The organism is Candidatus Photobacterium acropomis, assembly GCF_030685555.1.
Taxonomy (GTDB): domain Bacteria; phylum Pseudomonadota; class Gammaproteobacteria; order Enterobacterales; family Vibrionaceae; genus Photobacterium; species Photobacterium lucens.
The window spans coordinates 2,781,081-2,793,141 of the sequence record NZ_CP131609.1 but is presented as its reverse complement, the minus strand read 5'-3'; the positions used below and the strand labels follow the sequence as shown (position 1 = coordinate 2,793,141).

At 42.1% G+C, this 12,061-nt stretch carries 11 protein-coding genes; 7 read left to right on the top strand and 4 right to left on the bottom strand.

Annotated features, from left to right (window positions below; all coding sequences use genetic code 11):
• The first annotated feature begins 219 nt into the window (after positions 1-219).
• From hupB to Q7657_RS19555, 3 genes are all read left to right on the top strand, one after another.
• The gene (gene hupB / locus Q7657_RS19565; RefSeq protein ID WP_008987659.1) at positions 220-492 is read left to right on the top strand and encodes a nucleoid-associated protein HU-beta; all 273 of its coding nucleotides are present in this window, start codon (positions 220-222) and stop codon (positions 490-492) included.
• 414 nt (positions 493-906) lie between these two features.
• A complete protein-coding gene (gene ppiD / locus Q7657_RS19560; protein WP_107165465.1) occupies positions 907-2,799 on the top strand; it encodes a peptidylprolyl isomerase in 1,893 nt (630 codons plus the stop codon).
• Positions 2,800-2,938: 139 nt separating this feature from the next.
• The gene (locus Q7657_RS19555) at positions 2,939-3,232 is read left to right on the top strand and encodes a ComEA family DNA-binding protein (protein WP_053987069.1); all 294 of its coding nucleotides are present in this window, start codon (positions 2,939-2,941) and stop codon (positions 3,230-3,232) included.
• Positions 3,233-3,269: 37 nt separating this feature from the next.
• On the opposite strand, the gene rrtA is transcribed toward Q7657_RS19555, so the two are convergent.
• Entirely contained in the window at positions 3,270-3,815 is a 546-nt protein-coding gene (rrtA, locus tag Q7657_RS19550) for a rhombosortase (RefSeq protein ID WP_258178227.1), read from the bottom strand.
• Positions 3,816-3,825: 10 nt separating this feature from the next.
• On the opposite strand from rrtA, the gene Q7657_RS19545 reads away from it, so the two are divergent.
• Positions 3,826-4,443, top strand: coding sequence for a tRNA-uridine aminocarboxypropyltransferase (locus tag Q7657_RS19545; RefSeq protein WP_107165464.1), 618 nt, complete (start codon positions 3,826-3,828; stop codon positions 4,441-4,443).
• Between the two features lie 50 nt (positions 4,444-4,493).
• On the opposite strand, the gene Q7657_RS19540 is transcribed toward Q7657_RS19545, so the two are convergent.
• The 3 genes from Q7657_RS19540 to Q7657_RS19530 form a co-directional block, all read right to left on the bottom strand.
• Positions 4,494-5,861, bottom strand: coding sequence for an anti-phage deoxyguanosine triphosphatase (locus tag Q7657_RS19540; RefSeq protein ID WP_107165463.1), 1,368 nt, complete (start codon positions 5,859-5,861; stop codon positions 4,494-4,496).
• Positions 5,861-6,445: a 5'-deoxynucleotidase gene (gene yfbR, locus Q7657_RS19535; protein ID WP_053987066.1), complete on the bottom strand. Its 585-nt coding sequence runs from the start codon at positions 6,443-6,445 to the stop codon at positions 5,861-5,863. Before yfbR ends, Q7657_RS19540 begins: the two co-directional genes overlap by 1 nt.
• Before the next feature lie 153 nt (positions 6,446-6,598).
• Positions 6,599-7,813, bottom strand: coding sequence for a pyridoxal phosphate-dependent aminotransferase (locus Q7657_RS19530; protein WP_053987065.1), 1,215 nt, complete (start codon positions 7,811-7,813; stop codon positions 6,599-6,601).
• A gap of 354 nt (positions 7,814-8,167) precedes the next feature.
• On the opposite strand from Q7657_RS19530, the gene Q7657_RS19525 reads away from it, so the two are divergent.
• Genes Q7657_RS19525 through menH form a run of 3 tightly spaced genes read left to right on the top strand, consistent with a single transcriptional unit; the run spans position 8,168 to position 12,058 of the window.
• Positions 8,168-9,532 carry an isochorismate synthase gene (locus Q7657_RS19525; protein ID WP_107165462.1) on the top strand — a complete coding sequence of 455 codons (1,365 nt, stop codon included), beginning with the start codon at positions 8,168-8,170 and terminating at the stop codon, positions 9,530-9,532.
• On the top strand, positions 9,529-11,256 hold the full coding sequence (gene menD, locus Q7657_RS19520) for a 2-succinyl-5-enolpyruvyl-6-hydroxy-3-cyclohexene-1-carboxylic-acid synthase (protein ID WP_107165461.1): 1,728 nt from the start codon (positions 9,529-9,531) through the stop codon (positions 11,254-11,256). Before Q7657_RS19525 ends, menD begins: the two co-directional genes overlap by 4 nt.
• A complete protein-coding gene (gene menH, locus Q7657_RS19515; protein WP_107165460.1) occupies positions 11,240-12,058 on the top strand; it encodes a 2-succinyl-6-hydroxy-2,4-cyclohexadiene-1-carboxylate synthase in 819 nt (272 codons plus the stop codon). Before menD ends, menH begins: the two co-directional genes overlap by 17 nt.
• Positions 12,059-12,061: the final 3 nt, after the last annotated feature.

The window sequence follows — 12,061 nt, the reverse complement described above, 5'->3', positions numbered from 1 at the left end:
AATTAACTAAAGAAAAAACGCTTTCAAAGGCAAAAGTCCTTGTCAGCGTTTTTTTGTCTGGCTATAAGTTAACTTCGAATCCGCGCTAAGCGATGTATTATTAAGATCTGGTTAAGTTTGAATATCTATTATCAGGTCTAGAAACAATTAATTGCCTACTATTCACAACGTCTCAGTGACGAGTTACGGGTAGGTAAAGTTCATTAAGGGGATTTAATCGTGAACAAAACTCAACTAGTTGATAAAATCGCAGAAAGTGCAGACATCTCTAAGGCATCTGCAGGCCGTGCATTAGATGCATTCATCGAAGCTGTTTCTGAAACATTGAAAGACGGTGATCAAGTTGCATTGGTTGGTTTTGGTACTTTCTCTGTACGTGAACGTGCCGCTCGTACAGGCCGTAACCCACAGACTGGCGCTGAAATCCAAATTGCTGCGGCAAAAGTACCTGGTTTCAAACCTGGTAAAGCGCTAAAAGACTCTGTTAACTAAGAAATAGTTGGTCTTTACCAACTGTTTTGTCATGTTACATGGCTTAAATATTGCTACTGGAAAGGGTATACTGATTCCAGTTCAACAAAGGCGCATCGGTGGATGCGCTTTTTTTACTTATGATGGTGTCAATTTGAATAACGATCTGTGGTGTTTGTGGTAGCAATAGCGCAAAATGCATTTCATTAATCAAATCGGTATCAAGTTATCAAACTAGCTGTTTTATGGTTTATTGTGTCTCAGTTATCTATAGTTTAGATGCTGATTTTAAATAAATTATTTAGTAATTAGTTAATAACGAATTAATAATGATTGTTATGGTTCGGCTATCGTGTTGATACCGATATTTAGTGCACACATTTGATATCTAGTTCGAAACCGTGCCAGATCGAACAGTAGGAGAGACGGCAAATTATGATGGAGCGATTGCGCGAAGGCGCTAACAGCATCTGGGTTAAGATTATTCTTAGCTTAATTATTTTATCTTTTGTATTTGCTGGTGTCGGCAGTTATCTGGCGAGCGGTAATGAGCAAGTTGCTGCAAAAGTGAATGACAAAGAGATCAGCCAGCGTGAATTTGAGCAGGCTTATCAGAATCAACGTAACCAAATGCAGCAGCGTTTAGGTGATTACTTCTCAACGTTAATGGGTAACCCTGAGTACGTTCAGCAGTTCCGTAAAAGCGTACTGGATCGTATGGTTAACGATGAACTGATTGAGCAACGCGCGACTGAGTTAGGTCTTGGTGTAAGTGATGCACAAGTTAAGCAAGCAATCATTGAAATGCCTGCTTTCCAAGTTGATGGCGTATTCAATAACGAGCAATACAATCTAACGCTACGTCGTGCTGGTATTTCTCCAGAGCAATTTGCGGAATCAATCCGTAAAGATATGCTTCGTCAACAATTCTTAAGTGCACTACAAAGCAGTGATTTTGCACTTAACAATGAAGTTGATGAACTACGTAAGCTTGAATCTCAAGAGCGTGTAGTACGTACACTTAAACTAAACCTTGCTGATTTCACTAACAAAGTGACGGTAACTGACGAAGAAGCGAAAGCTTACTACGACGAAAATAAAAATCAGTTTACTCGTCCTGCGCAAGTGAAAGTCTCTTACATTGAGTTATCGGGTAAAGATTTAGTTAACAACATTAAGATCACTGATCAAGAAGCTGAAACTTACTATAACGAACACAAGAGCAAGTACAGCACAGCTGAGAAGCGTCAAGTAAGCCACATCCTTGTGAAAGGCGACAGCGATGCATCTAAAGCCAAAGCGGAAGCGTTATTAGCTGAGCTAAAAGGCGGTGCGAACTTTGCTGATGTTGCGAAGAAATCATCTGATGATACGTTCAGTGCAAAAGATGGCGGTAAGCTAGATTGGTTCGGTAAAGGCGTAATGGATCCAGCATTTGAAGAAGCTGCGTTCTCATTAGCTAAGCCGGGTGATATGTCTGGTCTTGTGAAATCTTCATTTGGTTACCACATCATTTTGCTAGATGGCATCGAAGAGCCTAAAGTGAAGCCATTTGCTGAAGTGAAAGCAAGCATTATTGCAGAGCTTCAAGAGCAGCAAGTTGCAGAACAATTCTACAAGCTGCAAAGCAAACTTGCTGAAACGGCATTTGAATCTCCAGACTCTCTAGATGCAGCAGCAGAAGCGGTAAAAGCTAAAGTGGTAACAACTGGCTTTATCTCTCTACAAGATGAGAAAGGCGTACTAGCAGATCAGAAAGTTCAGGAAGCGCTACAAAGCCCTGAAGTTCACGATGATGGTATGAACTCTGATGTGATTGAGATTGCACCTGAGCATGTAGTCGTTGTTCGTGTTGATGATTCTCGTGAAGAAGCGGTTCTACCATTTGCTGATGTTGAAGCGAAAGTGAAAACATTGCTAGCACAGCAAAAAGGTGAGAAACAAGCGACTGAAAAAGCGGACTCTATTATTGCAGCTTTACGTGAAGGTAAATCAGACGTTGTAGCTAAAGATGGCCTAAGCTTCTCAGGCGATCAAACAGTAACGCGTTCTGGCCCTGATGCAAATGTTGCACGTGTTGCGTTCACATTGCCTAAGCCTAAAGACGGTAAAGCTTCTTACGGTATGGCACGTGACAACAATGGTAATGTTGAAATCATTGCACTAGATAAAGTGGTAAACGTTAAACCTTCAGCTGATGAAGTGAATAGCCAGTTTGCAACTCAAGTTGAGAATATGTTTGCTCAGCAAGATCTAGCTGCAACGCTTGAAACGTTACGTGAGTCTGCAAAAGTGACTTACCCAATGTTGGACAAGCCAGCACAATAATTGAAATTAATATTTCTCTTAACGGGCCGCCATTGTGCGGCCCGTCGTTTTTCTAGTGACTCCTTTCATAAAATCGCTTCTTATTCGTCAATTTCTGCTTATTCTTTTGATTCCAATATATCAATTAGGGATAGAAAGAATGCACTCATACCGTTTATTTAAAGTTATCGCCTTAGCAAGTGGGTTAGCCTTGGTACCGCTAAGTCATGCTGATGAAAAGACGCATGAAGGGATCGTTAAAACTGTGAATATCAATGAAGCGAATGTTGAGCAGCTTGATATCTTATTAGATGGTATAGGCGCAGAGAAAGCACAAGCGATTGTTGATTATCGTAGTGCTAACGGTAAGTTTGCGAGTGCGGATGATTTAGTTAAAGTGAAAGGGATCGGTAAAGCAACGGTTGAGAAAAACCGCAAGATTATTGAGTTGTAGTGGTATTAATGACGGGAGCTGATGCGCTCCCGTTAATTTATAGCCATTTTGGTTTTAGGATAAGTGCGCTGATGATCCCTGTGATTGCACCAATCAAATGAGCTTCTGTGGCAACACGAACACCGATTAACTCTTCAGAGCTTATTGAGCCGCCGAAGTATTGCTCCCAACCAATCTTAATTATTAATCCAACTAATAATAGCCATCCACCTTTGGTTTTGGATTGAATATCTCGAATACAGCCCCAAGCAAAAATGCCGTGTAATACACCAGAGAAGCCCGCATACCAGGTAATGCTGGTAGCAAAGAGGCCAAGCCCTATAACGACAGATATAATGAAGATCAGTAAGCTATAGCCTTTAGCGTGATAGTGGATGCGAAAAATAAAACTGATGATCACAAAGACTGCTGCATTCATAGCAAGGTGCACCCAATTGGTATGGGTGATATTTCCTGTTAGGATCCGCCATAATTCACCATTTATAATGGCTTGTCGATCCCAGACAAGTAATGGCTGGAGTGATGGTAATTGTGCTATCACGCCAATCAATAATGCGATAACAATGTAATTTCGAATGGACAAGGCAACCTCAATGAGTCGGTATTGTGATAACTGTGGTAAAGCGAATAAAGCGTGTATTTGTCACTGGATTAAAACCATTGAAACCCAAACTGAGCTGTGGATTTTACAACATCCGTCAGAGGTAAAGCGGGCCATTGGTACGGCAAGGATCTTATCACTATCTCTGCCAAATAGCCGACTTTGGGTAGGAGAAGATTTTTCACAACATGATGAGTTTAATCAAGCGTTGGTTCAAACAGATCATGATATTTATGTCGTTTATCCTGGAGAGGGTTCAATCGCCTTGTCTGAGGTTGCCAAAAAGTCAGCAAATGAGCGTAAAAAAGTGATTATTCTGCTTGATGGTACATGGAAGAAAGCTTATAAGATGTGGCAATTATCAACTAACTTACATCATTTGCCGTTAGTGAGTTTAGATAATGTTGAAATCGGTAATTATCGGATCCGTAAATCACCGAAAGAGCAGGGAGTCTCAACGGTAGAAGCCGGTTTTCTTGCGCTTTCTGTATTGGAATCTGAGCAAACTGATCTTCAGCCATTGCTTGATACATTTGAGGCGATGATTAACTTTCAAATTGCGCAGATGCCGTCTGGGGTTTTTGAGCAAAACTATCAGAGTAACGAGTAAGAAATTAAATTAGTAAGAGAAAGGGAGCATATAGCTCCCTTTTTGATAGCTTAAAACCCGTAACCGTCATTGCTGATCCCTGTCACAGACGTCGGCTGGAACAAGGTGCTGTACAAGCGTTGGGCAAAACCGTCTGTCATACCTGAAATATAATCAGCGATGATCCTCAGTTCATTACCGCCATTTTCTTGTACTTCAAGCCAACGTTGACGCGTACCTTCAGGTAGTAATCGCTCTGGATCAGATGAGAAGGCTTCAAACAATTCCATGATCAGCTGCTGTCCTTTGTATTCAGATAGCTGAATTTCAGGCTTTTTCACTACATAGATACTGACAAATTGTTTCAATACTTCTAATGCTTTTTCCATTGGTTCAGATAAGAAAGCGTTCCATTGCAGTAATGGCTCATCAAAAAAATCCGTACCATTTTGAATGGTTGGGCTAATAGTGATAGATGTCAGTAACCCGTTTACTAACGCACCTATCGCATCTTTACGCTGATGGTGGCTACCAAACATTAATTCACTGATCTCACCAATGCGCTCTTCTAACCAAGGATCGCCACATTCAGCAATTTTAGAAGCCACAGCTTCTTGCCATTCATCACGATTAACGATGCCCATCACGATAGCATCTTCTAAGTCATGAACACCGTAAGCAATATCATCGGCAAGCTCCATGATCGAACAATCTAAAGATTTAAACCGGGTTTTACATGGCTGCATTGGAGACTGTCGTTCACAGCGCATTTGGGCAAATAAGGCTTTATCTTTATCGGATAATGGCGCTAATACCCAGTCAAATACAGCTTTGTCATCATCGTATAAGCCTTTGGCTGGATACCAATCTTTTGCTTTTAAATGGCGGAAGTTAGCAACATCTGGTGCTCTTTCTAATGGTGCGGTTTGGCTCAGTAAGGCTGGATATTTTAATAATCCTAGCAATGTGCGCCTTGCTAGGTTCATCCCATAGCCTTCGGTGTAGGGTTCTAATAACGTCACAATACGAAATGTTTGTGCATTGCCTTCAAAGCCGCCGTTATTACGCATCATGTAATTAAGGGCGACTTCACCACCATGACCAAAAGGTGGATGGCCGATATCATGAGCTAAACAAAGGCTCTCCATTAAGCTCGTTGACGGTAATAGCTCACGAAACTCTGGCTGTTTTAACTTAAGCTGAGCGACGATCCCTGTACCGATTTGCGATGCTTCCAATGAATGCGTCAGGCGAGTGCGGTAAAAGTCATGATTACCCGCACCATGAACTTGGGTCTTGGCTTGTAGGCGACGAAATGCCGCTGAGTGAAGAATACGGGCTCTGTCTCGTTGATAAGGTGAGCGATGATCATCTCGACGCATTTTTTTTTCGTCGTAGTGACGATCTTGCCATTGTGGGTCAATCTTAAATTCTGTCATTAACTAATATCATCCAATGTCAGATTAAAGCTATCGGCAAAGGTATCGAGGAAATATTCCATTTCCGGGGTTTTGCGTTGCTCTAGTGTTTCTTCTAAACGTTTTTTGGCTCGAGTAAACTCGTGATTGCCTGCGCTGAGCTCTTCTAGGCATTTAATATAAGCACATAAGGTATCTGCCTGTTTTACAATCGCAGCCGCTTCTGCATCAATTTTATGACTATCTAATAGTGATGCGTAATCGTCTTGAAATTCCGCGGGTAGCATTGAGATCAGCTTTTGCTCTGCGGCTAATTCAATCTTTTTATATTCTTCAGCAATTGCAGGGTTGTAGTACTTGATTGGGGTTGGCATATCGCCAGTGATCACTTCACTGACATCGTGAAACATCCCTTGTAGAGCGATACGTTCTGGATTGAGATTGCCACCGAACTTACGGTTTTTAATTAAAGCGAGGGCGTGAGCAACAAAGGCAACTTGAAGACTATGCTCTGAAATATTTTCTGTTTCGACACTACGCATTAAAGGCCAGCGTTGAATTAAACGCATACGGGCAAGGTGGGCGAAGAAATGACTTTTTTCCATGATGAACAGTTCTCTTTGCTAAGGTTGCTGAGCTATTAACGAACAGCTTGCATAGAAATTATGAGTATAAAGTAACAGATGTAAGGGAAGGTGTGACAGCTTTTAGTTAACAAAAAGCCCCGGATTACCGAGGCTTGAGAATGTTGTGCAGTGTTACTGACGATAGCTATGAAGGAATCGCTCTAGGCGACCCATTGCCAGTTCAAGATCATCGACGTGAGGCAGAGTAACAATACGGAAGTGATCCGGTTGTTTCCAGTTAAAGCCGGTACCATGGACGACTAACACTTTCTCTTGTAGTAAGAAGTCCATCGCCATCTTCTGATCATCTTGAATATTAAATTTCTTCTGATCTAATTTCGGGAATAGATACAGTGCGCCTTTTGGCTTTACACATGATACGCCAGGGATCTGAGTTAATAAATCATACGCTTTATTACGTTGCTCTAATAAACGTCCACCCGGTAAGATCAATTCATTGATACTTTGGTAGCCACCTAATGCAGTTTGGATTGCATGTTGCATTGGTACGTTGGCACACAAACGCATGGATGACAGCATTTCTAAACCTTCGATGTAACCTTTCGCGCGGTGACGAGGGCCAGAGATCACCATCCAACCTGCGCGGAAACCACAGACTCGGTATGATTTAGAAAGACCGTTAAATGTTACACAGACAACATCATCCGCCAATGGCGCAATAGATGTATGTTGAGCACCATCGTATAAAATCTTATCGTAGATTTCGTCGGCAAAAATGATCAGATCGTGCTGACGAGCAATCTCTACCACTTCTAATAGGAAATCACGACTATAAACAGCACCCGTTGGGTTATTCGGGTTGATTAACACAATACCACGGGTATTCGGTGTGATTTTTTGTTTAATGTCATCCAGATCTGGGTACCAGTCAGCTTGTTCATCACAGGTGTAGTGAACGGGTGTACCACCTGATAGCGATACCGCTGCTGTCCATAATGGGTAATCCGGTGATGGTACTAAAATTTCATCTTTATGGTTTAGCAACGCTTGCATTGCCATAACGATTAATTCAGAAACACCGTTACCGATGTAGACATCTTCAACATCAAGATCACGCAAACCACGCTTTTGGTAGTGTTGCACTACGGCTTTACGTGCAGAATAAATACCTTTTGAGTCACAGTAACCTTGAGAGGTTGGCAGATTACGGATCACATCCACCAGAATTTCATCAGGGGCGTCAAAACCAAATGGGGCCGGGTTGCCAATATTTAGTTTTAGAATTTTTTGCCCTTCTTCTTCCATGCGCTTAGCGTGTTTCAGAACGGGACCGCGTATGTCATAGCAAACATTATTAAGCTTGGATGACATCCCGAATTTTTGCATAAGAGATTTTCCTGATGATTATTTGGTATAACCACAAATTACACTATAAAAGAGGGCGATAGGAACACCTTTCAGAAGATAATTATGTAAAAGAGTGTTTTGTTTTATTTGATCAGAATGAAACTGGGCTGTTTAACTAGAATTAATAATATTGAACAGAGGTTTCTGCTGGCAAGTTGGATAATACAATTGCGTTACTTCATTAGTCAGAAGCTTTTTAGTGAGGTAGAATGTCACATCATTCTTCTTTACTAAGAGAATCAGCGGTTATTACCTCCATAGAGAGGTGCAAGTGACTATTCTTAGTAAAGAAAATATGTCTAAGAGAGTGACATATCTATCTTTCAGCCAGGGATGAGCCGTATTGGTGTAATAGAGCTGAGCGAGGTTATCTTGACTGCGTTACAACAAGCCGTTGAATTATTAATTGCTAAATTAGAGCAGGCATCTGCTACAACCCAGCGTCTATTGGTTAAATTAGACCTATCTAAAAATATTGATCTCATTGATTGGATGGATACACAAGATTTGTATCCTAAATTCTATTGGCAATCACGCAATTGCCGTGAAGAGGTTGTGGCGTTAGGGCAAATTAAAACATTTACTGATCCAAAAGCTGCTGAAAAAGTTATTACTGATGATCAGCGTATTTGGGGTGGGCGTTCTTTTGATGGAAGAACGGAGCGTAATCGTCGTTGTCTTTCTTCTTTTTTCTTTTTGCCGCTATTAGAACTGAGCCGCATTGATCATCAATGGCACCTTGCTATTAATGTCGGTGAAGATCGCGATCGTATGTTAATGGCACTCAAGCAATTAAAGTTTGATACGTCATTAATTAGCGGTATTAAAAGTACGATTTTAAGTCGTAGCTTCACGCCTGATTTTTCAGGTTGGTCGAATATGATCACTCGTGCGTTAGAGGCGATTGAAAATAAAGCATTTGAAAAAGTGGTATTAGCCCGACGTACGCAATTACAGCTTGATAAGCCCGTCTCACCAGCCCAACTGTTAAAAGCAAGCTGTGCCAACAACAGCAATAGCTTTCATTTTTTAATGGCGTTAGATGATAAACATGGCTTTATTGGCTCAACTCCAGAACGCCTTTTTCAACGTCATGAGCATACACTCCAAACTGAAGCCTTAGCGGGGACGATTGGACGAGGCCATGATGAAGTAGAAGATCAACGATTAGCACAATGGCTTTTATCGGATAATAAAAATCGCTATGAAAACCGCTTAGTGGTTGATGATATTGTTAACCGCTTAGTGCCTTGTAGCCAATCAATGAACGTTGCACAAAGCCCTGAATTAGTGCAGTTACGTAAAGTGCAGCATTTAAAACGCAGTATTGATGCAGAGTTAAATGATGGCATTTTCAGTGCCGACTTATTAGATAATTTACAACCAACGGCGGCGATTGCGGGTTTACCTCGCGATCCTGCATTGCACTTTATTGCTGAAAATGAACCCTTTTCTCGTGGCTGGTACAGTGGTGCGGTAGGTTATATTGGTCAACATCATAGTGAGTTCTGTGTGGCGATCCGCAGTGCTTTAATCATTGAAGGTGAAGTTCATTTATTTGCTGGTGCTGGTATTGTGCCGGGCTCCATTGCCGAAAGTGAATGGAAAGAGCTGGATCGTAAAACATCAACCTTATGCAGTTTATTTGAGCAAACAGAGCCGCTAGCCGTTGAAATGGAGTGTAAAAGCGCATCATGAAATTAGCGTTATCGAATAGTACAGCTTATCGTGCTGCGTTAAATAGCTGCTGGGCTGAACTCATGTTAGAAGAGCTCGTATGTCAAGGTGTTAAGCATGTTTGTATTGCCCCAGGCTCTCGCTCTACACCGTTAACATTAGCGGCAGCAAAGCAACCAAAGTTAACCATTCATACTCATTTTGATGAGCGTGGTTTAGGCTTTTTAGCATTAGGATTAGCGAAAGCTTCTCAATCCCCCGTCGCTGTGATCGTGACATCAGGGACAGCGGTCGCCAATTTACTACCTGCTGTCGCTGAATCTGGCCTAACGAAAGAAAAGTTAGTGCTACTGACCTCTGATAGACCAGCTGAACTTTTAGCTTGTGGTGCTAACCAAGCCATTGTACAGCATGGTATTTTTTCTCACCATGTGACTGCATTTTATGATATTCCGACACCAACTCTTGATATCACACCAAGCTGGTTATTAGGTGTTGTTGACGAGATGATGCATCAGCAGCAATTACATGGCGGTGCGGTGCACTTTAATTGTCATTATCCTGAGCCTTTATATGGCGATGCGGTGGATTTCACGACCTACTTGACGCCAGTACAGCATTGGCAACAGAGCGATAAGCCTTATTGTCAACATCAACAAGCCGTGAGCCATGATGCTGTTATCAATCATGCTGATTGGCGGCGTTTATGTACGAAAAAAGGCGTTATTGTTGCAGGTAAATTATTACCGACTGAGCTTACACATGTTGAAGCATTAGCGGCTCAGTTAGGTTGGCCGCTATTGGTTGATCCACAAGCTGGTGGTTCGAGTGAGTTGGCCGGTTTTGACGGTTGGCTGCAAAATGAGTCGTGTTCAGCACTGTTATCCCAAGCTGAAGTGTTATTGCAGTTTGGTGCGCGCATTGTCTCAAAGCGTTTATTGCAATTTATTGGTGCGCACGCTTGGCAAGATTATTGGCTGATAGATCCGCAACAAGGGCGTTTAGATCCACATCATCATTCTGGATTACGTATTCAAGCCAATGTTGGTCAGTGGAGTCATGCTGCGTTATCACTGGATTCAGCGAGAGAGCAAAATGGTTGGGCATCAGCACTTATCCCTGCTGCAAAAAACTACCGTGATCTTGTTGCGCCGTACTGTGATTCTTTATCTGAAGCATCCTTAGCCGCATCATTAGCGCACTGGTTGTTACCTGATACCGAACTTTTTCTTGGTAACAGCATGATCGTGCGTTTGATTGATATGTTTGGTCAATTACCAACGACAGCGGTATTTACCAATCGAGGCGCATCTGGCATCGACGGCTTAATTGCCACCGCTGCTGGGGTACAACGTGCTCGTCAAGTACCTATGGTTATGCTCGTTGGTGATACCTCGTTTTTATACGATCTCAATTCGCTAGCGTTACTAAAGCAAACCGTACAGCCGATGGTTGTGATTGTGACGAATAATGATGGCGGCGGCATCTTTGATATGTTGCCAGTCCCTGAGCAGCAAAAAGACGATTTCTACCGAATGCCCCATGGCATTACGTTTGCTCATGCCGCAGCAATGTTTGAGTTAGGTTATGTTTGTCCTACAACCTTAGCTGATGCTAAAGAAGCGGTCATAAAAGCGCAGCAGTTAAATCAAACGATGTTAATTGAAGTTCAAACACCAGCAGGTGAAGCAGGAAATATGCTAAAAACCATCTTTGCTGAGGTTAAACGTGCGTCTTTACTCTGAAACCTTTGGTCATCAATTAGATAACACTCAGCCTGTGATCGTTTTCCTTCATGGGCTGTTGGGTTCTGGGCGTGATTGGCGCAATATTACCTCGGCATTAGCTTACCGTTATACCTGTATTACTATCGATCTACCGGGGCATGGATTAAGTGCGTCGGTGACGATGCCGCAGGCATCTTCTGATATTGGTTTTGAGCAAAGCTATCATGCTATTTTAGATACGCTTGCTCATCGAGGTATTAAGCAATTTATCTTAGTCGGCTATTCATTAGGGGCGCGATTAGCAATGTATCTTGCATCGCAATTAACCAATGATAAGCCTGATGATAGTGCGTTTTCAAAGCCAGAATTAAAGGGGCTCTTTTTAGAAGGCGGGCATTTTGGTTTGCCGGCTTCTGAACGTGAAGCACGCTTTGTAAATGATCAAGCATGGGCTGAACGCTTTTCCAGTGGACCTCTTTCTATCGTGCTGAATGATTGGTATCAACAAGCGGTGTTTTCATCACTGGATCATGACCAAAGACAAAGCTTAGTGCTAAAACGAAGTGATAACCTTGGAGCAGGTGTCGCCAATATGTTGTTAGCAACCTCATTGTCTAAGCAACCACTATTACTTACATCATTACAAACTTTAACATTACCCGTTCGTTATGTTTGTGGTGAACATGATACAAAGTTTCGTCAGATCGCCGCGCAATCAGAGCTAAGCGTTGAAGTGATCCCCGATGCTGGACACAATATTCATGTTGAACAGCCGCAGGCTTTTATCTCCGCTTTATCTGCTTTTATCCAAAAGTGTTAACGA